Source organism: Mesorhizobium sp. WSM4840 (genome assembly GCF_055811755.1).
Genome location: NZ_JBVVQD010000005.1, coordinates 24,949 through 45,723, shown reverse-complemented (window position 1 = coordinate 45,723; position 20,775 = coordinate 24,949). Strand labels below are relative to the sequence as shown.

General features: G+C 61.8%; 25 protein-coding genes and 1 pseudogene. 11 read left to right on the top strand and 15 right to left on the bottom strand.

The annotated features are described in order from the left end of the window. Positions 1–4 precede the first annotated feature (4 nt). Genes AC0L3I_RS09275 through AC0L3I_RS09265 form a run of 3 tightly spaced genes read right to left on the bottom strand, consistent with a single transcriptional unit; the run spans position 5 to position 3,247 of the window. A complete protein-coding gene (locus AC0L3I_RS09275; protein ID WP_192363894.1) occupies positions 5–745 on the bottom strand; it encodes an amino acid ABC transporter ATP-binding protein in 741 nt (246 codons plus the stop codon). After that, complete coding sequence (locus AC0L3I_RS09270) at positions 738–2,252, bottom strand: NAD(P)-binding domain-containing protein (protein ID WP_473526710.1); 1,515 nt, start codon at positions 2,250–2,252, stop codon at positions 738–740. Before AC0L3I_RS09270 ends, AC0L3I_RS09275 begins: the two co-directional genes overlap by 8 nt. Then, positions 2,249–3,247 carry a LysR family transcriptional regulator gene (locus AC0L3I_RS09265; protein ID WP_123151309.1) on the bottom strand — a complete coding sequence of 333 codons (999 nt, stop codon included), beginning with the start codon at positions 3,245–3,247 and terminating at the stop codon, positions 2,249–2,251. The genes AC0L3I_RS09270 and AC0L3I_RS09265 overlap by 4 nt, the downstream gene beginning before the upstream one ends. 161 nt (positions 3,248–3,408) lie before the next feature. On the opposite strand from AC0L3I_RS09265, the gene AC0L3I_RS09260 reads away from it, so the two are divergent. Beyond that, a complete protein-coding gene (locus AC0L3I_RS09260; protein WP_473526709.1) occupies positions 3,409–3,891 on the top strand; it encodes a CMD domain-containing protein in 483 nt (160 codons plus the stop codon). Continuing rightward, positions 3,888–4,463: a peroxidase-related enzyme gene (locus AC0L3I_RS09255; RefSeq protein WP_123151311.1), complete on the top strand. Its 576-nt coding sequence runs from the start codon at positions 3,888–3,890 to the stop codon at positions 4,461–4,463. Before AC0L3I_RS09260 ends, AC0L3I_RS09255 begins: the two co-directional genes overlap by 4 nt. A gap of 125 nt (positions 4,464–4,588) precedes the next feature. On the opposite strand, the gene AC0L3I_RS09250 is transcribed toward AC0L3I_RS09255, so the two are convergent. After that, positions 4,589–4,876, bottom strand: a complete 288-nt coding sequence (locus AC0L3I_RS09250) for a pyocin activator PrtN family protein (protein ID WP_473526708.1) — start codon at positions 4,874–4,876, stop codon at positions 4,589–4,591. A 99-nt stretch (positions 4,877–4,975) separates the two neighbouring features. Here AC0L3I_RS09250 and dusA point away from each other — a divergent pair, with 99 nt between their 5' ends. Beyond that, positions 4,976–5,971 (top strand): tRNA dihydrouridine(20/20a) synthase DusA, encoded by a 996-nt coding sequence (gene dusA / locus AC0L3I_RS09245; protein ID WP_473526707.1) that lies wholly within the window; start codon positions 4,976–4,978, stop codon positions 5,969–5,971. Positions 5,972–6,051: 80 nt separating this feature from the next. On the opposite strand, the gene AC0L3I_RS09240 is transcribed toward dusA, so the two are convergent. After that, entirely contained in the window at positions 6,052–6,987 is a 936-nt protein-coding gene (locus tag AC0L3I_RS09240) for an AraC family transcriptional regulator (RefSeq protein ID WP_473526706.1), read from the bottom strand. A 174-nt stretch (positions 6,988–7,161) separates the two neighbouring features. Between AC0L3I_RS09240 and AC0L3I_RS09235 the strand changes: the two are divergent. Both AC0L3I_RS09235 and AC0L3I_RS09230 read left to right on the top strand, forming a co-directional pair. Then, positions 7,162–7,407 (top strand): annotated as a pseudogene (locus AC0L3I_RS09235) (SDR family oxidoreductase); the annotation flags it as partial. Between the two features lie 72 nt (positions 7,408–7,479). Then, a complete protein-coding gene (locus AC0L3I_RS09230) occupies positions 7,480–8,223 on the top strand; it encodes an SDR family oxidoreductase (protein ID WP_473526810.1) in 744 nt (247 codons plus the stop codon). A 24-nt stretch (positions 8,224–8,247) separates the two neighbouring features. Here AC0L3I_RS09230 and AC0L3I_RS09225 read toward each other — a convergent pair whose 3' ends face one another. Further along, positions 8,248–8,952: a TIGR02281 family clan AA aspartic protease gene (locus tag AC0L3I_RS09225; protein WP_473526705.1), complete on the bottom strand. Its 705-nt coding sequence runs from the start codon at positions 8,950–8,952 to the stop codon at positions 8,248–8,250. Positions 8,953–8,959: 7 nt separating this feature from the next. Beyond that, complete coding sequence (locus AC0L3I_RS09220) at positions 8,960–9,193, bottom strand: DUF1289 domain-containing protein (protein WP_095492971.1); 234 nt, start codon at positions 9,191–9,193, stop codon at positions 8,960–8,962. Positions 9,194–9,375: 182 nt separating this feature from the next. On the opposite strand from AC0L3I_RS09220, the gene AC0L3I_RS09215 reads away from it, so the two are divergent. Continuing rightward, positions 9,376–10,371, top strand: coding sequence for a nicotinate-nucleotide--dimethylbenzimidazole phosphoribosyltransferase (locus AC0L3I_RS09215; RefSeq protein WP_473526704.1), 996 nt, complete (start codon positions 9,376–9,378; stop codon positions 10,369–10,371). Positions 10,372–10,475: 104 nt separating this feature from the next. Here the strand turns inward: AC0L3I_RS09215 and AC0L3I_RS09210 are convergent, their stop codons facing one another. Next, complete coding sequence (locus AC0L3I_RS09210; protein ID WP_473526703.1) at positions 10,476–11,996, bottom strand: sensor histidine kinase; 1,521 nt, start codon at positions 11,994–11,996, stop codon at positions 10,476–10,478. A 75-nt stretch (positions 11,997–12,071) separates the two neighbouring features. Between AC0L3I_RS09210 and AC0L3I_RS09205 the strand changes: the two genes are divergently transcribed. From AC0L3I_RS09205 to AC0L3I_RS09190, 4 genes are all read left to right on the top strand, one after another. Beyond that, on the top strand, positions 12,072–12,695 hold the full coding sequence (locus AC0L3I_RS09205) for a thermonuclease family protein (RefSeq protein WP_473526702.1): 624 nt from the start codon (positions 12,072–12,074) through the stop codon (positions 12,693–12,695). A gap of 145 nt (positions 12,696–12,840) precedes the next feature. Then, a complete protein-coding gene (locus AC0L3I_RS09200; RefSeq protein ID WP_473526701.1) occupies positions 12,841–13,452 on the top strand; it encodes a glutathione S-transferase in 612 nt (203 codons plus the stop codon). Between the two features lie 16 nt (positions 13,453–13,468). Beyond that, positions 13,469–14,086, top strand: a complete 618-nt coding sequence (locus tag AC0L3I_RS09195) for a uracil-DNA glycosylase family protein (protein WP_473526700.1) — start codon at positions 13,469–13,471, stop codon at positions 14,084–14,086. Positions 14,087–14,206: 120 nt separating this feature from the next. Continuing rightward, positions 14,207–14,698, top strand: a complete 492-nt coding sequence (locus AC0L3I_RS09190) for an Lrp/AsnC family transcriptional regulator (RefSeq protein ID WP_006333679.1) — start codon at positions 14,207–14,209, stop codon at positions 14,696–14,698. Positions 14,699–14,709: 11 nt separating this feature from the next. Here the strand turns inward: AC0L3I_RS09190 and AC0L3I_RS09185 are convergent, their stop codons facing one another. Beyond that, complete coding sequence (locus tag AC0L3I_RS09185; protein ID WP_473526699.1) at positions 14,710–15,276, bottom strand: DUF3299 domain-containing protein; 567 nt, start codon at positions 15,274–15,276, stop codon at positions 14,710–14,712. Positions 15,277–15,592: 316 nt separating this feature from the next. Then, positions 15,593–15,871 (bottom strand): hypothetical protein, encoded by a 279-nt coding sequence (locus AC0L3I_RS09180; protein WP_473526814.1) that lies wholly within the window; start codon positions 15,869–15,871, stop codon positions 15,593–15,595. Between AC0L3I_RS09180 and AC0L3I_RS09175 the strand changes: the two genes are divergently transcribed. Next, positions 15,758–16,840, top strand: coding sequence for a DUF7986 domain-containing protein (locus AC0L3I_RS09175; RefSeq protein ID WP_473526809.1), 1,083 nt, complete (start codon positions 15,758–15,760; stop codon positions 16,838–16,840). The genes AC0L3I_RS09180 and AC0L3I_RS09175 overlap by 114 nt on opposite strands. Before the next feature lie 122 nt (positions 16,841–16,962). Here the strand turns inward: AC0L3I_RS09175 and AC0L3I_RS09170 are convergent, their stop codons facing one another. The 5 genes from AC0L3I_RS09170 to AC0L3I_RS09150 form a co-directional block, all read right to left on the bottom strand. Next, on the bottom strand, positions 16,963–17,406 hold the full coding sequence (locus tag AC0L3I_RS09170; protein ID WP_280178894.1) for a GNAT family N-acetyltransferase: 444 nt from the start codon (positions 17,404–17,406) through the stop codon (positions 16,963–16,965). Positions 17,407–17,503: 97 nt separating this feature from the next. After that, positions 17,504–18,205, bottom strand: coding sequence for a DNA alkylation repair protein (locus AC0L3I_RS09165; protein ID WP_473526698.1), 702 nt, complete (start codon positions 18,203–18,205; stop codon positions 17,504–17,506). An 8-nt stretch (positions 18,206–18,213) separates the two neighbouring features. Beyond that, positions 18,214–19,083 carry an NAD(P)-dependent oxidoreductase gene (locus AC0L3I_RS09160; RefSeq protein ID WP_473526697.1) on the bottom strand — a complete coding sequence of 290 codons (870 nt, stop codon included), beginning with the start codon at positions 19,081–19,083 and terminating at the stop codon, positions 18,214–18,216. 63 nt (positions 19,084–19,146) lie between these two features. Continuing rightward, positions 19,147–19,980 carry an ABC transporter permease gene (locus tag AC0L3I_RS09155; protein ID WP_473487373.1) on the bottom strand — a complete coding sequence of 278 codons (834 nt, stop codon included), beginning with the start codon at positions 19,978–19,980 and terminating at the stop codon, positions 19,147–19,149. Continuing rightward, positions 19,977–20,690 (bottom strand): ABC transporter permease, encoded by a 714-nt coding sequence (locus AC0L3I_RS09150; protein ID WP_473526696.1) that lies wholly within the window; start codon positions 20,688–20,690, stop codon positions 19,977–19,979. Before AC0L3I_RS09150 ends, AC0L3I_RS09155 begins: the two co-directional genes overlap by 4 nt. Between the last annotated feature and the right edge of the window lie 85 nt (positions 20,691–20,775).

The window sequence follows — 20,775 nt, the reverse complement described above, 5'->3', positions numbered from 1 at the left end:
TTCTCTACTGGATTGTAAGCTCGGAATTGAGGAATTGGGCAAGGCGTGGATTCGACGGCGCGTCGAAGATCTCGGTCGGGCTGCCGTCGGCGGCGACGACGCCCCGATCCATGAAGACGATGCGGTTCGAGATGTTCTTTGCGAACTGCATCTCGTGGGTGACGAGCAGCGAGGTGATCCCCGATGACGTGACGTCCTTGATTACCCTAAGAACTTCGCCAACGAGTTCGGGATCGAGCGACGACGTGGGTTCGTCGAAGAGCATCACGTCTGGTTTGATCGCGAGCGCCCGCGCGATGCCGGTCCGCTGGAGCTGGCCACCGGAGAGCTGGGACGGGTAGCTGTCCAACTTGTCGGAGAGGCCTACCCGATTGAGCTCCTTCAGGGCGATCGCCCGCGCCTCGTCCTTTGACTTGCGCTGCACGACCACCAGCGGATCCATCACGTTCTGAATGACCGTCATGTTCTTGAAGACGTTGAACTGCTGGAAGACCATGGCCGTCCGGAGCCGGATCGCCTGTATCGCCGTGTTGTCCGGGCGCTGGTAGTCCATCTTGAGCTTATCGAACGCGATAGTGCCGGACGCCGGCTTTACCAGGTAGTTGATACACTTCAGCAGCGTGGTCTTGCCGGTGCCGCTGGGGCCGATGATCGACACCACGTCCCCGCGCTTCACAGAGAGATCGACGCCGTTCAGAACCTGCGTGCTTCCGTAGGACAGCTTTAAATCTTTGAGCTCAAGCATTTCTGGTCGGTGTCCTTTCGGGAGATGGTTCGGGAAGCGTCAGGCAATCGCTCGCCTCGTCCGTCGCGGTTTCGTCATCTGCCCATTCGTCTCCGAGGAGTTCGAGCGTGTGGAAGGCTTGCAGATCGGCGAAATGGCGCTCGCGGTCGGCGACGAAGAGCGCCCTGACGATGCCACGCGCTAGCCGGTCGGCGCCTTCGCTGATGGCAGGAATGTCACCCGTGAGTTTGCCGTGGCTCAGCGTAGCTGGGAAGTTGAAGCAGTGTATCCGGGAGAGCGCCGGGCAGGCACCCGGCTCTGTTTCGAGGAATTCAAACGCGTTTCCAAGATCGGGCGAGGCTTCGAGTTCGCCGTTCGGCATGTCAGCCGGTACGGGGAAGCGGTCACGCCACAGGCGGATGTAGGGTGCGACGGCAGCGAATTCCGGCCTGCTTGTCAGATCGATCTTGAAGCCCGTGCCGAAGACCAGGAAGTCGACTGGATATCTGCCTTTCGGCGTCGTCACCACGAGGTGATCGCCGTCCTGCTCCAGCCCGGTAATTGGGCTTCCCAAGTGTAGATGAGCCTGCGGGAACGCGCTGACGCGCAGAACGCTGGGGCGGGGTGGCGGCGTCTGTGCCCGCATGGCGTAGTCGAGAAAGCTCCACTTCCATTCGTCGGGTAAGCCTGCGAAACCGTGCACCACGCCCTGGCTGCCGATGCCGGTGAACTTGTTGATCTGTGGCAAGTCTGTGCGGCGCACGAACATGTCGAGCCGAGCCGCCCCGGCCTCGAGAGCGGTGGCGGCGTTATCCATCGCAGAAGCGCCGGCTCCTACGACGCCGATCCGCTTGCCGCGTAGCGACGCGAAATCGATAACGTCGGCGGTGTGAGCCCAGTACTTGCGCTCGATGTCGTCGGCGATGGGAGGAACGAAGGGGCCGCCCAGGCCGTCGCGGCCCGTCGCGAGCACCACGTGGCGGGCGATCATCGTTTTGGTGTGGCCGTCCTGACGGCATACGATGTCGAGCATGTCGTCCGGGCGCGGGAGGATAGCGTCGACAGTTGTCGCGTTGCGCACCGGGAGGTCGAGCACACGGCGGTACCATACCAGGTAGTCCATCCACGTCTCGCGCGGCGCCCTGTCGAGCGCCACCCAGGCGTCGCGCCCATGCAAGGCTTCGTAGTAGGCGCGGAACGTCAGCGCCGGCAGCCCCATCGCAGGCCCTGTCAGTTGCTTCGGGGAGCGAAGAGTTCGCATCCGTGCGAAGGTGACCCATGGACCCTCTCGACCGGCGGGTGCCTTGTCGAGGACGATGTGGTTGGCGACACCGAGCCGCTTCAGCATGGCTGAGGCGACAAGCCCAGCCATGCCGGCGCCGATGATCACCACATCGATTACACGTTGTCCGTCGACGACGCGGGTCGGAACCCAGGCCTTGGCCGGCAGTTCCAGCCAAGCGAGGTCCTGCTGCAGGCGCGCCTCAAGAGCGTCGAGACTGCTCGGAAACGCTGACATGTCGCTCACGATGGCGCTTCCTCGGATAGCAAAGTTTGCCCGTAGACGGTGTCGGCCAATGCGTCGTCGCCGGACGAGTCGTGCAGGCGGCAGCCAGGCATCGCCAAGGCAACCGTGCGCGCCGCATCGATCACGGCGGCGACGGTCGGCGTCATCGGCAGTGCGGCAGGTGAAATTGCGCCGAACAGGAAGGGGATCGTGTGGTCAAGCACGCGCATTATGATACCCTCGAGCGGAACGCCGCAGACGGTCGCCGGCTCGACGATCGCGACCCCCAGTCCAGCGCGGGCCATCGTGAGGGCCGTCATCGAGGCGTTGACGTCGATGATCCGCTGCGGCGTGACGCCTGCACGTTCGAGTGCCTCGTCGACGCGGTGCCGCAAGCGGTAGGGGTTCGCCAGGGTGATGATGCGGCGGTCCGCGAGATCGGCAAGGCGCACCACGTCGTTTCCGGCAAGCCGATCGCTCACGGCGAGAGCGACGACGCATGGGGCGTCGGCGACCCAGTGGACTTCAAGGCCGGGGTGTTCCAGCGGAAGGCTTGCGATCCCGAAGTCCGCCGAACGGGCAAGCACGGCCTGCACCACGTTCTCGGCCGCCAGCGCCTGCACATGAAGATGACGCGGAAGCAGGTCTGGCGCGACGGCCGCGATCGCCTGGGGTAGAACGCCGGCCGCAAGTGAAGGCGTGGCCGCGATCGTCAGCGAAGCCGGCTCATCGAGACCGATAGCGTTTGCCCGTTCGCGGATGTGGGCTAGGCTGGCGAGATGGCGCTCTACCTCGGCGTGGAAGAGTAGACCGCGCGCGGTCGGGCTGATTCGCGGTCCGCTTCGATGCAGCAGCGCATAGCCGATATCGGATTCTAGATCCTGGATAAGCCGAGTGACCGCCGGCTGAGATCGGCCAAGCAGCCGTGCCGCTCCGGTCACGCTACCGGCGGACATCACGGCTGCGAACGCTTCAAGTTGTCGGATATCGAAAGAGTTAGAATGCATACTGGACATCAACCACTCTCTGTCATGTCATTAAAGCATGATATTTCCCAATTGACGATGGGTAATAGATAAATTTTCTGCATTGAAGGCCAGATATCATTCTTATTTGACATAGTGGCCCGTCGCGCCTACCTAGATCGCATGCCTGCTGACGTACCGAGGGGCTTGCTTTGAGACTCATCGAAAACCTTGCCCCCGCAGGGCCGGGTTCCGCACTTGCGGAAGCCATGGAGAAACGTTCGGAGATTTTGCGCCTCAGCGAAGCGGCCCACGATGCCGTGCTACTGCCGCGCGAACCCGGCGGCCTGTCTCATGGCCTCAGGGCCGCGCTCGCCGCCCGGATGGCGCGCCTCAATCGCACCCCGGCGCTCGCAAGCCACTACGACACCCTGGTCGCCCGCGCCGACGAACCGACGACAGCCTCGCTCGTCAACCCCGGCACGAACGTGACGGACCGGCGTACCGCGGAGATAGTCCGTCACGCCGATCGGCTCACGCTCGCGCCACGCGAGGCCACGCGCGCCCATGTGGACGCGTTGCGCGAGGTTGGCGTAGCCGACGCTGATATAGTCCGGCTCTCGGAGCTCGCGGCCTTCGTCAACTACCAGGTGCGCGTCATTGCGGGTATCACGCTGATCGGAGGAATGCGTTGAGCGAGGTCGTCCACACTTTCACCACCACGATACCGCGCTGGCAACCCTATGTGGTTCCAGTCGATCTCGCGACTGCTACCGACGAGCAGCGTGCGGCGATGCAGGTGACGCCGTCCAGCAAGGGCATCTCCCCCTATGTGCTCACGCTTGCGCATGACCCAGAGTCGCTCGCGGTCCGCTCGCCCCTATTTAATCTGATCATGTACGGGCGCGACGGCCTGGCGGGCAGCGAGCGCGAGCTGGGCGCCGTCGCCGCTTCCGTCGTCAACCGCTGCGTATACTGCGCCGCGGTGCACGCCTCGCGGTTCAACCACCTGACGAAGCGCACGGACGTCATCGAGGCTGTCTTCGCCGATGGTCTTGAGGCAACGCTCGACGAGCACCTCCAGGCAATCTTCGACTTCTCGGCACGCCTGTCGACCACGCCGCCCGAGGCGACCGTCGCCGACGCGCAGGCGCTTGCCGACGTCGGGCTCAATGAGCTGGAGTGTCTCGACTTGGTCCTGTCCGCTGCCATCTTCGGCTGGGCGAACCGCTTGATGCATACGCTCGGCGAGCCGATGATGGATTGAATACTACAGACGGCCCCAGATTGAAGGCATGCAATCGATCATCTGCCACGATCGATCAAGCGCCTCCAACGCCGCCTCGCAGTGCCGGCAATGGCACAGCCGACCAGCGATGGGGGAGGAAAACTCTACCGGACTGGATAGGGACAAAAGCCGTGCAACGGGCTGCATTCCCGGGCTGCAGCTGCTTGCCGCTTGTCGATATAGCCGGCCAAGTCCTGCAGATGGATGTCTTTAGCACATTTCTGACTATTCTCGATCCGTACGACTGGTAGAGCGATGTCGACTGAGCCGAGCTTCCTAAGCATCTTCTGTAGTGTCAACTGGGAGAAGAAGTCGCGCCGGACATCTTCAAGCGGAATGATGACTTTGCAACTATATTGCGCCATGAGTAGGAAAGCAGTGTTTGGCGACATCTCGGTTTACCTTTGAAAATTCGGCCAAATGCGCCACATATCATAAAAGTCAGCAATGTCGATCCGCCTGATAAGTTATAAGTTAGAAAGAATGTGTAAGTGATTGATAATGCAATTAAATTTGCCATTGCACCTATGATGGATTGGACGGACCGGCATTGCCGGTTCCTCCATCGCCAGTTGACGCGCCGGGCATTGCTCTACACCGAGATGGTCGTCGCCGACGCGGTCATCCACGGCGAGCGCGAGCGCTTGCTCGGCTTCGATGGTACGGAACATCCGGTCGCGTTGCAGCTCGGCGGCTCCGATCCGCAGAAGCTTGCCGAGGCGGCCCGCATCGGCGAGGCCTTCGGCTATGACGAGATCAACCTCAATGTCGGCTGCCCATCCGACCGCGTCCAGTCGGGTACGTTCGGCGCCTGCCTGATGAAAGCACCGGTTCTGGTCGCCGATTGCGTCACGGCGATGAAAGCCTCTGTCGGCATCCCCGTCACCGTCAAATGCCGCATCGGCGTCGACGAGCAGGATCCTGAGCCGGCGCTCGATGCGCTGGCGGACGGGGTTTTCGCGGCCGGCGCAGACGCGCTGTGGGTGCATGCCCGCAAGGCGTGGCTGGAAGGGCTGAGCCCTAGGGAAAACCGCGACATCCCGCCGCTCGACTACAATAGGGTGTATCGGCTGAAGGCCAAAAATCCAAACAAATTCATCGGCATCAACGGCGGCATTCAATCCCTTGAAGAGGCGCTCGACCACATTGATCATGTCGACGGCGCCATGCTCGGCCGCGCCGCTTATCATACGCCGGGCATTCTGGCAGGCGTCGACGCGGCGTTTTACGGCGACAAACCCAAAACGTTCGATTTTGCCGCGCTGATCGATGCCATGGCGGATTATGCGGCACGCCATATCGAGCGGGGCGGGCGGCTTGGCCATGTCACCCGTCACATGGTCGGCCTGTTCCACGGTGTGCCCGGTGCGCGCCGTTACCGGCAAATCCTTTCGACCGATGCGACAAGGCCGGACGCCGGACCCGATGTGCTGAAGGCAGCTTTCGCCGCAGTCGATTTTAGCGGGACGGACGCCGAAGCAGCCTGACTGTCCAATCGCGCAAGATCATGCGGTCGCTTGCGTGTCTTCCGCGGTCTGTTCAGCAAACCAGAGGACCGTCGGTCAAGCTAAGCAGCGCTCGCCCGCTCGGCGTCCTGCATTTCTTCTTTGATCGCGTGCGACATGGATCGAGTGCGCAGCGCATCGCGCTTCGGCGGCGCCTGGAATGTGCGGCGATATTCGTGGGTGAATTGCGAGATGCTCTCGTAGCCCACCTCGAACCCAGCGCTGGTTGCCGAAAAGCCTTCATCGAGCATAAGGCGGCGTGCTTCGATTAGGCGAAGCCGCTTCTGATACTGTCCCGGCGTCAGCGACGTCATGTGCTTGAAGTGCTTGTGGAAGGCGGTGAGGCTCATCGCCGCTGCCGCCGCCAAGCGCTCGACGGGAATACGCGATCGATATTCGGTTCTAAGAATCGCGATGGCCGCCGCGAGACGGGTCGCGTGACTGTCGGGATCCGCAAGCGACCGCAGGGCCGCGCCGTGCTGACCGGAGAGGAGCCAATAATGCAGTTCGTGCATAATGCCGGGGCGCAGGAGCGACGTAGCATCCGGTCGGTCCAGCAAGCGCATCAGCCGCGCTGCGCAATCCAGAATCGCGGCATTGGTGTCCTCAGCGAACAAGGTGCGTGTCTCTGACGGGCGCTGCGCACGCACGCTGCCCAACTGCGCTGCCATCTCGCGCAGGAGCGTCATCTCGAGTTCGACCGCGACGGCCAAATAGGGCTCGCGCCGGCTTGCCTGCACGATCCGTCCGACGACCGGCATGTCCGCGCTCACGATCACGGATTGCCCGGCGGAGAAAACTTGCTGCTCCCTGCCCACGGTCATGAGCTTGGCACCCTGCAGAACCAGACAAACCAGCGGCCGATAGACCGAGTGAAAGTCGCCAGGTGGTGACTCAACGCACATCATCCGCAGGCCCGGCACTGGCGTCAGCGCCAGGCCGTCCCGGTTGGCATGGCGGGCGGCATAGGTGTGAACGGCATGTTTGAGGACGTCCATGCAATGTCTCCTGCAGCGGCGCGATGCTGGCGATCCTAGCATGCGGGCGGACAAACATCACGTGGGCTGCAGGATCGAGCAAGTTTTGCGCATGCGTTGGCAAGCTGTCGACCGCATCGCCCTGTAGGAAATGTCCCAACCGAACACGCCCGCTCGACAAGGAAGGGGATCTATATGTCTGGACAGAACGTGTCACCGAGACGAGCCCGTGCTGGCGATGTCGCCATGGCACTTCGCGGGCGCATGATCTCCGTGACCGCGATGGCGCCGGGCGTCGTCAACACCGTCCTGTTTACTGACAGGAAGACGCCGGAGCAGATCGCCGACTTCGCCGCGCGCACGCCACATCAGCGCATCGGCGAGCCTACCGACATTGCCGACGCAATCGCGGCGCTCTGCAGCGGGACGGTGCCTGGATCAACGGGCAGACGGTATTCGCAAACGGCGGGATCGTTTGACCCCGATTGGCTGGAATTGATGGAGCACAGAACGATGAAAATGACCGGAAATACGATCCTGATCACCGGCGGAGGGTCCGGAATCGGGCGGGAACTGGCGCTGCGCTTCAATGCGCTTGGAAACACTGTGATCGTCGCGGGACGGCGCAAGGAGGCGCTCGAGCAGACGATCGCCGGGCGTGAAGGCATGCACGCGATGGTCGGCAATGTCGAAGATCCGGAAGCAATTATGGCATTTACCAAGCACGTAGTCGCCGAGCACCCGGCGCTCAACGTGCTCATCAACAATGCCGGCGTCATGCGCCGCGAGGATCTCACCAGGACCCGCGATCTGCGCGACGCGGAGAAGACGATCGTCACCAACCTGTTCGGACCGATCCGCCTCACCAACGCGCTGATCGACCATCTGGCGGCCCGGCAAAATGCCGTGATCGTCAATGTCTCGTCAGGCCTGGCCTTCGTGCCGCTGAGTGGCACGCCGACCTACAATGCCAGCAAGGCGGCGATCCATTCCTATACGGTGTCGTTGCGCGAGCAACTCAGGGGCGAGGTCGAAGTGATCGAGCTTGCGCCGCCCGCGGTTCGCACGGAACTCACGCCCGGCCAGTCGACGCGCGACGAGTATATGCCGCTCGATGCGTTCATTGACGAGACGATGGCGTTGTTCAGCCGGGAGCCGACGCCCAAGGAGATCCTGGTGGAGCGCGTGGGCTTCCTGCGCTGGGCGGAGCGGGACGGCCGGTTTGATCAAGCGGTCGAGATGCTCAACGCTCATTGAGCGGCGCCGAAGCAGCCCGACTGTTCAATCGCGCAAGATCATGCGGTCGCCGCGCACGTCGAAACCGGACAGTGAGCCGATGAAATTCATGCCGAGCAGGCTCTGGCCGAGCATGCCGGGCGCGGCGATCATGACCGGCATGTCCTTGCGTACGATCCCGCCGATCGCCAATTCGTCGGTTCTCACGGCGGCGGCGCGTGCCATGCCGTTGGCGGTGGAAACCGGTATGGTGAAATTGAGAGCGGCTGGATTGAATCCGGCCGCTTGCGCGTCCTGCGCGGTCAGCACGGTGCTGGTTGCGCCGGTATCGACCACGGCTCGGACCGGCGTGCCGTTGACCATGATGCGCGCTTCGAAATGGCCATTGCCGGCCTTGTCCAGGGTCACCGTGGCATGGCCGTCTTCAAGGCCCAATGCCAGCGGACTGCCGGGAACAAGGCCGGCCGTTACCCGGCTGGCGAAATCCTGCAATTCATAACGGTATTGGTAGCCGGCGATCAGTGCGAGCACGATGACGGCCCAGGTGCCCAGATTGCGGGCCATCGCGCCCAAGGGTCTGCCTGATCTGAGCAGGCCGGCGCCGATGAGCGCGACCAAAGCGCCAAGCCAGATCAGCCGGCCGAAATCGTAATTGTCGACGCCGAATGTGCTGCCGGCGGAATCGTTGAGCATGAGCAGGGCCACACCTACCCCGATCAGGATCATCAAAACCCAGAAAGATCGGTTCATATGTGGCTCACGAGAGAGCGTCGCGTTCGCGCGCGAGGCGGGTGCGGCGGGTTTCCCGGCGCGGTCTGCGTTCAACCGTTTCCAGCCGGGCCGGCAGCTCGGCCATGACGCTGCGGCGGATTTCAGGGGTCATCTCGATCCAGGCGCCGATTTCCTCGCGCGTGCGGCCGCAACCGAAGCAGAAGCCGGTTTTCATGTCGATCGAACAGACCAGGATGCATGGGGATTCGATGGCCGTCATGATATTCTCTCAGGGTTCCGTCAGGAATCCCTTGTCTCGTCTCCACATGGTGCAACGGCAAGGCCAATGCAAGCCCTCCGGAATGCGCCGCCGACAACCGCTTTCGCGTCAATGCAGGCAGTTGTGCCGGCCGAGCAAGGCGGCTATGCCGCTCACCAACTCTGGAAACGATCACCAACGACATGACCAGCGCGCTGCCCTTCGACGATTTTCGCAATCTTCTGGCGACCCTGCCGCCGGCCGATACGGCGGCCGAAGCCCGCGTCCGTGCGCTGTTTGCCAAGGCCGACAAACCCACAGGTTCGCTCGGCCGCATCGAGGGCATCGCCGCGTGGCTCGCTGCCTGGAGCGGCCGTGCGCCGCCGGCAGTGAACCGGCCCCTGGTGGCGATCTTCGCCGGTAATCACGGCGTCGCTCGGCACGGCATTTCGCCACGGCCTGTCGCTGCCACGGCGAACGCCGTCGAGCTTTGCGCGGCCGGGGGTGCGGCGGTCAACCAGATCTGCATCGCCAATGATCTCGGGCTGAAAGTGTTCGATCTAGCGCTCCACATTCCGACCGCCGACATCACCGAGGACGCAGCACTTGACGAGCGCGGCTGTGCCGCCACCATGGCCTTCGGCATGGAGGCGATCGCCGGCGGCACCGATCTGCTTTGCCTTGGCGACCTCGGCGTCGGCAATTCCACCGTTGCAGCGACTTTGTTTGCCGCACTGTTTGGTGGCAAGGGCGCCGATTGGGTCGGATCCGGATCGGGCGCCGATGCATCGATGCGGGCGCGCAAGGCGGAAGTGGTCGATGCCGCGCTAGCCTTCCACGGCACAAGTCTCAGGAATCCGCTGGAAGCGTTGCGCCGGGTTGGCGGCCGTGAATTCGCGGCGATCGCCGGCGCCATCCTCGCCGCCCGGATGCAGAAGATTCCCGTCCTGCTCGATGGGCTAGTTGCGACTGCCGCCGCCGCGACGCTGCATGCCGCCAACCCCGCCGCGCTCGACCACTGCCTGCTTGCCAGTCTGTCGCCAGAGCCTGCGCATGCTCGGGCCGCCGAGCGGCTCGGCTTGCGCCCGCTGCTTGATCTCGGCGTGAGCCACGGCGAGGGGGCAGGGGCGGCACTTGCGGCGGGCCTGGTCAAAGCCGCTGCGCTCACCAGCTCGGGCATGGCGGCGGCGGTTCATTAAAGCGCGTCGCGTTCGACCCGCCTCATGCGACGCGCTTTAGGTTGTTTTTCGCATGTCGTTATCGCAAAACCGCTGCACACTTTTGCGCGACATGCATTAAGCGTCTATCGCCGGCGCGCAGCAACGGCTTTGGTCGGCAGCGCCGGCAATTCCTCCATAACCCGGCTCAACGGGAAGATGGCGATCGCCTCGGTGCCTTCGCGCAGTTTGGAATGGAGTTCGAACTCGCCGCCATGCATGGCGAGCAGGCTCTGGACGATCGGCAGGCCAAGCCCGGTGCCTTGTTCGGCGCTCTTGATGGCGATCGAGCCCTGGCCGAAGGCGGACAGCACGACCGGAATCTCGTCTTCCGGTATGCCAGGCCCGTTGTCCTTGACGGAGAGGTATTGGCCGCCGCCCGCCGTCCAGCCGACGCGCACGCGGATCTCGCCGCCAGTTCCGGTGAACTTGATGGCGTTCGACAAAAGATTGAGCGCGATCTGTCGCACCGCGCGTTCGTCGGCGAACAGGCGCGGCAACGCGTTTTCGAAATCCTGGACGATCCGGATATCCTTGTTGCGCGCCTTCAGCTCCATCATGTGACAGCAATCCTCGACGACGGATAGCAGCATCATCGGCTCTTCATTGAGCTGGTATCGGCCGGCTTCGATGCGCGACAGGTCGAGGATTTCGTTGATCAGGTCGAGCAGATGCTGGCCAGAGTCATGCACGTCACGAGCATAGTCGCGATAGGTCGGGTTGCTCATCGGGCCGAGCACCTCGTTCGCCATCACCTCGGAGAAACCGAGAATGGCGTTGAGCGGCGTCCGCAATTCGTGGCTCATCGAGGCCAAAAACCGCGACTTTGCCAGGTTGGCGTCCTCCGCCCGTCGCCGCGCTTCGTCCGACATCGATTTCGCGGTGTCCAATTCGGCGATCAGCGCATCCTTTTCGGAGCGGAACGAGAGCAACATCAAGGACGAGCGGTTGAGCTGGCGCGCCACATAGGCGAAGAAGGGAAGCGAGACGATCAGCAACCCGGCCATGATCAGTTCGACCGGCATCCACTGCCTGGCGCCGGTATAGGCATAGGCGGCCACCGGAACGGCGAAGGTCGCCAGCAACGCACCGCGCAGCGATGACGCCGTAATCGCGGTCGCCGCCATGGCAAGCAGCAGCACCACCGCCTTGATCAGCTGAAACTGGTCGACCTGGCAAGCATCGCAACCGAGCCAGGCGAACCAGGCCCAGCCCAGGCCGCAAAGGAAATGGCCTATCAGGAATTCACCGTGCGTTTGCAGCGGGTTGAGTTCGGCAGCTTCCGTTCGGTCGACGCGCCTCGCCATGAACACGACGATCGTGTAGCAGATGAGTGTAAAAAGGGCCCAGACGCCAATTTCCTTACCGACGCCAGCAAACAGACCGGTCGCGGCGGTCGCCAGGACGAGAAGCGGAACTATGATCGCGCCGCCTATCATCGCACCGGCGTGGAGTTTCAACAGCTCGCGGTCGAAATCAGGATTTCCGGCCTGCTGCGAAAGACGGTCGCGCGTCTTGCGCACCGCGCGCGCCACATCGCTGTTGCGATGGGGTTTCCGGCGGTCCACAATAAACTTGTCCGCTGTGGTCGAGCGTTGCGAGGGCATGGAGACTTCAATTTATGCGGGCAGCGGTTTCAAATTGTTAAGCTACGTTCGAATGATTAACCAACGGTTTGCCATATGAGCCGATCGTGGTCGCGGCGACCGCGACAGCGATACGTCCCGCCGCGGCCGCGAAGCCTTTGGCGCCGGCTGGTGGACTACGCACTGGCCGTGCTTGTCCTCGGTCTGCTGATCCTTCTGGCGGCGCGGCTTGATCGGATCGAGACCCGCAAGACCGAGGGTGCCGCCGTCGTCAATGACGGCGATACGATCACGCTCGGTATCGAGCGCATCCGTATGCGCGGCATTGACGCGCCCGAATATTCGCAGGTCTGCCGCAAGGGCGGCGCCGGCTATCCCTGCGGCAAGCTGGCGCGGCAGTCGCTGGTGCGTCTGATATCAGGCAAACCCGTCTCCTGCACCGGCTGGCAGCGCGATCGCTACGGCCGGCTGCTCGGCGACTGCAACGCCGGCGGCAAGGATCTTAACCGCGCCCAGGTCGAGGCCGGCTGGGCGGTTGCCTATGGCGATTTCGAAACCGAAGAAGCCGCTGCCCGCTCCGGCAAGGCCGGCATCTGGGCCGGCACTTTCGACGAGCCGCACGATTGGCGCGAGAGCCACGATCACGAAGTGACCGAAAGGAAGCACGGCACTTTGGCTTCGATTGGCGATGCCTTGCGAGAAATTTTTCGCTTCCGGTGATGGTCAACCCTATAGTTGTTGCAACAGACCTGATCAGCGACGTGGCGTCCATTAGGACGCACAAGGCATGCGCTGGGATTCTTGATTCGCACGTACTTTCCGGAAATCGATTCCGGTTTTGGGCCGATCCGATAGGAGGAATGGAATGAAACTCTTCGACGGCGGCCGGGCGCCCAATCCACGGCGGGTTCGCGTCTTCCTTGCCGAAAAGGGGCTTCAAATTCCTCTGGTGCCCGTCGACATGGGCGCGCTGGAGCACAGAAAGCAGCCGGTCAGTTCGCGCAACCCGCTGCAGCGCCTGCCGGTGCTCGAACTCGACGACGGCACCGTCATCACCGAATCCGTCGCCATCTGCCGCTATTTTGAGGAACTGCATCCGGAACCGGCTTTGTTCGGCCGCGGCGCGCTCGGCAAAGCGCTGGTCGAGATGTGGCAAAGACGCATGGAGCTTAACTTGCTTAGTTGCGTCACTGCCGCGTTCCGGCACATCCATCCGGCGATGAAGGAATGGGAGATCCCACAAATCCCCGAATGGGGCGAGGCCAACAAGCCGAAAGCCGTCGGATTCCTGAAACTCCTCGACGACGAGTTGGCGAACCGGGAATTCGTCGCCGGCGATGCCTATTCGATCGCCGACATCACCGGGCTGATTGCCATCGACTTCATGAAGCCGGCGCGTATCAAGGTGCCGGAAGACTGTGCCAACGTGCTGCGCTGGCATCAGGCGATCTCCAGCCGGCCGAGCGCTGCCGCCTGAGAATGAGTTCCCGAGAATGAGCGAAGAGCTGGAAAACTTCGCGGCGAGGGTACGCGCCTGCCGTATCTGCGTCGAAAACCCGGTCGGCCGCCCGTTGCCGCACGAGCCGCGCCCGGTGCTCAGGCCGTCGTCGAGCGCCCGCATCCTGATTGCCAGCCAGGCACCGGGCACCAAGGTGCATATGTCAGGCATGCCGTTCACCGACGCCTCCGGCGATCGGTTGCGGAACTGGCTGGGCGTCAGCAGCGAAGAATTCTACGACACGACAAAATTCGCCATCGTGCCGATGGGCTTTTGCTTTCCCGGCCAGGATGCCAAGGGCGGCGACCTGCCGCCGCGCCGCGAATGTGCACCGGCCTGGCGTGCGCCGCTGATGGCGCTGATGCCGCATATCGACCTGGTGCTGACGATCGGCAGCTATGCACAATCCTGGCACATGGGCGCCGCGCGCCGGTCCTCGCTGACGGAGACCGTGAAGGATTGGCGCACCATCTTGGATGTGCCCAGCAACCCGAAAGTGCTGCCGCTACCGCATCCGTCGTGGCGCAACACCGGCTGGTTGAAGCGCAATCCGTGGTTTGAAATGGATTTGCTGCCGTTTCTGAGATCGGAAATCCGCTATCGCCTCGGCTGAAGCGTAAGCAAGAAATCACTCGCTTTTGCGCCATCTGGCAGAATTTCTTTCTTGTGAATGGCCTAAATAAGAAGGACTATAGCCAATCTATTCCTAGTCTATCCCCGTGGGAGCACCGAAATGGACCGCCTTGACAGAAAAATCCTCCGCCTCTTGCAGGAGGACGCGACGCTTGCGGTCGCCGATGTCGCCAAGAAAGTCGGACTGTCGACCACGCCCTGCTGGCGCCGCATCCAAAAGCTCGAGGAGGAAGGCGTGATCAAGCGGCGCGTCGCCATCCTCGATCATGAAAAGGTCAATGTGCGCGTCACTGTGTTCGTGTCGATCCGCACCAATTCGCACAGCCATGAGTGGCTGCGGCGCTTTTCGGAGGTCATCCAGGAATTTCCGGAAGTGGTCGAGTTCTACCGCATGAGCGGTGACGTCGACTATCTCCTGCGCGTGGTAGTGCCCGATATCGCTGCTTACGACGCCTTCTACAAGCGGCTGATCGCCAAGATAGAGATCCGCGACGTCTCGTCGTCGTTTGCCATGGAGCAGATCAAGTACACCACCGAAATGCCGCTGGACTACATGGTTCTGGACAAGGAATCGGGCGCCAACGCTGCCTGAGAATTTTTTGCTTAATTCTTCTTTTTGTTGAGAAAACGCCACGGCGAGTTTGCCGGCTGGGTGATGGTGTCCGGCACCACATCGACATCCACCACCTCCGCCTTGCGCACCGCGTAGCCCGATTGGATGACGCTGGCGCCGTCGAGGATGAAGAGCTGACTTTTCTCCATGCCCGGCTCTAGGACGCCGGTCACAGAAACCGGCTGATAGGCTTCCGACATCCTATAGGGGCGGGCGGGCGTGACGAGGACGATCTGATTGGGCGGCGGCGTCGGCATGTGGCTGCACGCACCTGTCCACGGCACCAGCAGGAACTGATAGACGAGATCGCCGTCCCGATCGAGCGGCAGTGCGTATCCCGCCAGTTGGACGGCCTTGTCTCGCAAATTGAGAGACAGCGTCTCGCCACGGTCAGGCATTTTTGCCGCGACCATCGGCAATCCGACACTTTCGGCTGCGGGCTGGGTCGCCGGGCGCAGGTCCTTCCAGAATATGCGCGCGGTTTCGGCCGAAGCGGTGGCAATGGAGAGGCCCAGTGCCACGGCTAAGGCCGAGCCTGATTTGAGACGATCGCTCATTGGCTTCATCCTTCGCCAGTCCGTGGCTGGATCGGGTAAACCCGTCGTGAAGTATCGGCAACGGAGTGATCCACTTGTTATCGCAGAATGCAACTTCGAGTGCCATGCCCGTGGGGTTAACCGGGGCAAACCGTCGTTGAGGCTGCCGCCCACAGTGAAGGGCGCGGCGGCACCGGCTCGGGGAGTTCGATCCGAAGAAAGGCGAGGAAATCGCCGAAAGCGTCTTGCCCGGTCGCCTCAGCGGCGCAGAATAACCCGACCAAGCGACGCCAGTAGACAGACCCCATCTTCGAATATCGCCTGAGCCTGGAGAAGTTCAATGCCGACCAGCCATGATCTCAACGGGCTGATGAAATTCCTCAGCCGTGACGAATGGAGCGAATGTTTCGCGGAAGTGTTCGACGATCATTTCGGCCCGATCCTTGGCGACGGGGACATGGAATTCGAAGAACTCGCCGAGGTCCTCGGTGACGACAGAGTAATGAATCTTTGGGGCTGCGCCTTCGAGGATTTCCTGACCCAGGATTTCGAGGGCGAACCCAGCAACATCGTCGATGAGTATCTCAAGCGCAGAGGCTGGAAGGAAAATGCGCAAACGAGAGCCTATATGGGCGCGCTGCGTACCTCCGTCATGAGCTTGTATGAGGTGAGCGACGTCGTTCCGGGACAATCGCTTATGGCGCGCGATCTTCTCCGCGGTGGCGAGCCGATCGCAGTCAAAGAGGGCACCGCCACCAAGACCTTGAAGCAGTGGGACAAGATAGCGGCGAGAATCGTGCCCGTCCTCGGGAAGAATATCCTTACCGGCGGCATTCTTCCTTTCACCCGAGAGGCCACCGACTCCTTGCTCGATGGTCTGTTGGACGTGTTCGGCAAAAGGACCGCAAGAAAGCTGCCGGCCATGAGGGATGAAGACCTGCGGGCGGTGGCGTTCATGTTCACGCTCGTATGGGTGTTCGACGCCCTAGACAAGGTGATGAACATGCCGATGCTCCAAAATACCGAGGGCGACGAATTCATGTTTCATGATGTCCGCTTTCCCTTGGCCTCCGGCGTGATGCAGAAGGACATCGCCGCCCGGCTGAACGGCATAGCGGGCATGTCGCAGGAAAATGCACAATTCTGGAACTGGTTGGAATACATGCCGCAAGGCGAGGACAAACCCAAGGAGGCGGGCACGCTTTCCCTGGACACGGCAATGGACAACGGTTTGCGCGTGTTGGGCAATGTCGAGTTGAAAGGCGGTTTCCTGTGTCTATCCGCCAATTCCGCCGAGCGGGCGGAAAAAGGGACGGCCCTGATCCAGCGAGCCCTCGGCGATCTGGTCCGAACACCTCTTACCGAAATCCGCACCATACAGCAGATGATGGCCGAACGGCCGGCCATGGAGGGCAGGACGCCCTCATCGGAGATGCCGTCGGAACTCGCTGAACAGGTCATTCACGAGTACCTGGATCAACACTATAGGGAACCCTCGATCAGCCGGTCCAAATGCTTGGGGGCAAGACACCGCGTCAGGCCGTCAAGACCCAAACTGGCCGGCAAAAGGTCGCCGAGTGGCTAAAATATTTGGAAAACCAGACCGCGAGGCAGCCTGACCGCGCCCATCCTGTGGCCGTTTACAGTCTTGAGTGGATGTGGACGGAACTTGATGTTCACGACCTACGCCGGTAGCGTCTGGCATCCTCAACGCTCCAAGCGCACCACATGCCGACGCGAGCCGGCCATGCCGATCTCGTGGAATCCGCGGGCCACGAACATCTCTCGAAAGCCCATGAAACGGTAACTCGGCGACGCCTGGCCGACCGGATAGGCCTCGATGGTCCTGGCGCCTTTGGCGAAGGCGTGATCGATGGCCGCGTCGAGCAGGGCGCTTGCCAGTCCACGGCCGCGCGACGCCCTCGGCACATAGAAGCAGACGATCGACCATACGCCCGCCTCGCTGTCGTCCTGCGCCTGCGACAGCTTGCGATAGGTCTCGCGTGGCGCCACGGAGCACCAGCCGACGGTCTTGCCTTCGGCATGGGCGACGATACCGACCGGCGTGCCGGCGTCGATGAGCGCCATCATGGCCCGTCTCCGCTCATCGTTGGACGCATGCTCGCGGTTTTCAAGGTGGCGCCAGGCCATGCACCAGCAGTATTTTGGTGCGCCAGGCTGCTCGAACAGGTTCTCGAAATCGGCGCGCGTGGATCGCGTCACCTCAGTAAAGCGGATTTGCCTCCGGTCAGCCTTTCCTGGCGAGCCGCTCGAGCGTTTTGGCATCGGAAAGCTCCCTTGCAGCGTCCTTGCCGATCCAGCGCGCCGTCTTGTCGGTCGATCCGGCCAGCTTCTGTGCCAGGGCAAGGGCAGCGCCGTGCAATTTCACCGATCGCTTGCCGATAGAGCGAAGCGCCCAGTTCACCGCCTTCTTCACAAAGTTACGGCCATCGCCGGCGTGCGCTTCGATGATCGGCAGGAAGTCGAGGAAGGTCGCCTCTGGTTCATTCTTCCGGTGGACCACCGACCAGGCCATCATAGCAAAAGCCGTGCGTCGAACGAATTCCCGTTCGTCGGCCGCGAACTCTTCTATCAGTTCCTTCCAGCAATCCGTATCGACAAAGAGATCGGAGACGCCGTCGACGATATCCCACGAGTCGAAGGTCGCCGCCCATTGTCTTGCATCCGCGACAGAGAACCGCTTCGGGTCGGCTGTCACTGAAGCGATGAACTGCGCTTCCATAATGCGCGACTCCCATAGTTCGAAGGCACGCTCATGGTTGCGCTTGATTTTCTTGGCAATCTGCCGCTGCACGCCATGCGAGATGCCGAGCGCACGTTCGATCTTGATGCCGTAGCGCAGCATGCCAAGGCGGTTCTCCTGCGAGCCGGTCGAGCGCAGATGGGCGAGAATCTCCTCGGCGCTGGATTGGGGCGACAGCTCGGCCAAGACAAAACCTACTTTTCCAATCGCGCCAGCAGCGAGGACGTGTCCCAGCGTTTGCCGCCCATCCCCTGCACATCCTTGTAGAATTGGTCGACAAGTGCCGTCACCGGCAGCTTGGCGCCATTGCGATCGGCCTCCGCCAGGCAGATGCCGAGATCCTTGCGCATCCAGTCGACGGCGAAGCCGAAATCATATTTGCCGGCATTCATCGTCTTGTGGCGGTTCTCCATCTGCCATGAGCCGGCCGCTCCCTTGGAGATCACCTCGATGACTTTCTCGATGTCGAGCCCGGCCTTCTTGCCGAAATGGATGCCCTCGGCCAGCCCTTGGACAAGACCGGCGATGCAGATCTGGTTGATCATCTTGGTGAGCTGGCCCGAGCCGGCCGGACCCATCAGCCCGACCATGCGGGCATAAGCATCGATGACGGGCTTTGCTTTGTCGAAGGCTTTCTGTTCGCCGCCGACCATGACGGTCAGCACGCCGTTTTCGGCGCCTGCCTGACCGCCGGAGACCGGTGCGTCGAGGAACGAGAAACCGCGCACTTGCGCCTTCTCAGCCAGTTCGCGCGCGACTTCAGCCGAGGCCGTGGTGTTGTCGATGAAGATGGCTCCTTTCTTCATCGACTGGAACGCACCCTCGGCTCCAATCGTCACCGCGCGCAGGTCGTCATCATTGCCAACACAGGAAAAGACAAAGTCCTTGCCGTCGGCCGCCTCAGCCGGCGTGTTGGCAACACTGCCGCCATGCTGGGCAACCCATTGCTCGGCCTTTGCCTTGGTGCGGTTATAGACGGTGACGTCGTGGCCGCCCTTGTTACTGAGATGTCCGGCCATTGGATAGCCCATGACGCCAAGACCGAGAAATGCCACCGATGCCATGTTTGCGAATCCCTTAGAAGCCTGTTTCCGGCCTTCTTAGCGGATCAGGCAAAGCTATGGGAGTCAGCGGTGCAGATGTATGGTAATGCGCCGTTCTATCCACTCGACCGCGTGGCGGAGCATCTCGACAATGATCAGATAGATGATCGCCGCCCAGATATAGGACTGGAAGTCGAAAGTGCGCGAATAGGTGAGCTTCGTAATGCCCATCAGATCATAGACGGTGATGAGGGCCACGATGGCGGAGCCTTTGATCATCAGGATTATCTCGTTGCCATAGGGACGCAGCGCCACGATCAGCGCCTGTGGCAGGATGATCTTGCGCAGTGTTTGCAGTTTGTGCAGGCCAAGCGAGGCAGCGCCTTCCCACTGACCTCTGGGGACGCTCTCGATAGCGCCGCGCAGGATCTCAGCCTGATAGGCCGCTGTATTGAGGGTGAACGAGAAAATGGCGCAGTACCAGGCTTCACGAAAAAAGCCCCACAGGCCGACAGCTTCAAGTGCCGGTCGAAACGAACCCACTCCATAGTAGATAAGAAAGACTTGTGTCAAAAGCGGAGTGCCGCGAAAGAAGTAGACATAAGCGTAGGCAACGCTGGACAGGATCCGGTTCCTGGACATCCGCGCGTAGGCGACAGGAACTGAAAGGACGGCTCCCAACACGATCGACACGGCGACAAGCGTGAGCGTCACGCCAAGGCCAGAGATGTAGCCCGGAGCGTATTTTTGGAAGAGTTCGGAATTCCACGCCTCGACCAAGTATACAATCATGCCGATGCCGAGCACGATCCAGAGACCGACCAACGCATATCCCAATACACGTTGCCGGGACCAGCCGCGCGGGATTGCTGGCGGTTTTTCGACCTTGGTCGCCACGTCGGCTGCTGCCGCACTCATCGTTGCACCTGTTGTCGGCCAACCCTGCGTTCAATGGCATTGATGCCGAAGGACGAGATGACGGCGAGGAGCAGATAGATAAGAGCAGCGACCCCAAAAAACAGGAATGCATGCTTGGTGACGCGAGCGGCGACGCCTGCCTGCCGCAATATGTCGGCAAGACCGATGGCGGATACCAGCGCTGTATCCTTGAGCAGGATAAGCCACAGATTGGCAAGACCCGGCAGGGCAATACGGATAAGCTGCGGCAGCACCACCAGTCGCATCGTCTGCCCCGCTGACAGGCCAACCGAATAGCCGCCCTCATACTGTCCCTTCGGAATGGCGCGGAACGCGGAGAGGAAGACCTCGCTGGCATAGGACGAGAAGACGACGCCGAGCGCGATCATGCCGGAAACAAATGCGTTCACTTCGACCGCAGCGGTCGGGTCATATAGGCGCATCAATTGCTGGATGCCGATTTGCGCGCCGTAAAAGATCATGAACAGGGTCAGCAGCTCGGGCAATCCACGAAAGATCGTGGTGTAGATATTGCCGGCCAGCCGCAGTGACGGTTCGTCAGATTGCTTGGCCAGTGCAACCAGGAAGCCGATCATCAGACCGACAGGCAGGGTCGCGGCTGCAAGCGAAACGGTGATGAAAACACCATAGGCGATGTCGTCGAGCCAGCCTTCGGGTCCCCAACTGAGCAGCGTCCAAACGCTTTGCATCCGCCTGCCTGTTCTCCTCTATGGCTTTTTTTGAGAGCGGCGCGTCACCCCTCCCGCGCCGCTCCTTGCAAACGGCGGGGATGTC

Coding starts and splice junctions, on each gene's coding strand:
- AC0L3I_RS09275 (WP_192363894.1), bottom strand. CDS start 745: ATGCTTGAGCTCAAAGATTTAAAGCTGTCCTACGGAAGCACGCAGGTT.
- AC0L3I_RS09265 (WP_123151309.1), bottom strand. CDS start 3,247: ATGTCCAGTATGCATTCTAACTCTTTCGATATCCGACAACTTGAAGCG.
- AC0L3I_RS09250 (WP_473526708.1), bottom strand. CDS start 4,876: ATGTCGCCAAACACTGCTTTCCTACTCATGGCGCAATATAGTTGCAAA.
- AC0L3I_RS09240 (WP_473526706.1), bottom strand. CDS start 6,987: ATGGACGTCCTCAAACATGCCGTTCACACCTATGCCGCCCGCCATGCC.
- AC0L3I_RS09230 (WP_473526810.1), top strand. CDS start 7,480: ATGAAAATGACCGGAAATACGATCCTGATCACCGGCGGAGGGTCCGGA.
- AC0L3I_RS09225 (WP_473526705.1), bottom strand. CDS start 8,952: ATGAACCGATCTTTCTGGGTTTTGATGATCCTGATCGGGGTAGGTGTG.
- AC0L3I_RS09220 (WP_095492971.1), bottom strand. CDS start 9,193: ATGACGGCCATCGAATCCCCATGCATCCTGGTCTGTTCGATCGACATG.
- AC0L3I_RS09215 (WP_473526704.1), top strand. CDS start 9,376: ATGACCAGCGCGCTGCCCTTCGACGATTTTCGCAATCTTCTGGCGACC.
- AC0L3I_RS09210 (WP_473526703.1), bottom strand. CDS start 11,996: ATGCCCTCGCAACGCTCGACCACAGCGGACAAGTTTATTGTGGACCGC.
- AC0L3I_RS09205 (WP_473526702.1), top strand. CDS start 12,072: ATGAGCCGATCGTGGTCGCGGCGACCGCGACAGCGATACGTCCCGCCG.
- AC0L3I_RS09200 (WP_473526701.1), top strand. CDS start 12,841: ATGAAACTCTTCGACGGCGGCCGGGCGCCCAATCCACGGCGGGTTCGC.
- AC0L3I_RS09195 (WP_473526700.1), top strand. CDS start 13,469: ATGAGCGAAGAGCTGGAAAACTTCGCGGCGAGGGTACGCGCCTGCCGT.
- AC0L3I_RS09190 (WP_006333679.1), top strand. CDS start 14,207: ATGGACCGCCTTGACAGAAAAATCCTCCGCCTCTTGCAGGAGGACGCG.
- AC0L3I_RS09185 (WP_473526699.1), bottom strand. CDS start 15,276: ATGAGCGATCGTCTCAAATCAGGCTCGGCCTTAGCCGTGGCACTGGGC.
- AC0L3I_RS09175 (WP_473526809.1), top strand. CDS start 15,758: ATGAATCTTTGGGGCTGCGCCTTCGAGGATTTCCTGACCCAGGATTTC.
- AC0L3I_RS09170 (WP_280178894.1), bottom strand. CDS start 17,406: ATGGCCTGGCGCCACCTTGAAAACCGCGAGCATGCGTCCAACGATGAG.
- AC0L3I_RS09160 (WP_473526697.1), bottom strand. CDS start 19,083: ATGGCATCGGTGGCATTTCTCGGTCTTGGCGTCATGGGCTATCCAATG.
- AC0L3I_RS09155 (WP_473487373.1), bottom strand. CDS start 19,980: ATGAGTGCGGCAGCAGCCGACGTGGCGACCAAGGTCGAAAAACCGCCA.
- AC0L3I_RS09150 (WP_473526696.1), bottom strand. CDS start 20,690: ATGCAAAGCGTTTGGACGCTGCTCAGTTGGGGACCCGAAGGCTGGCTC.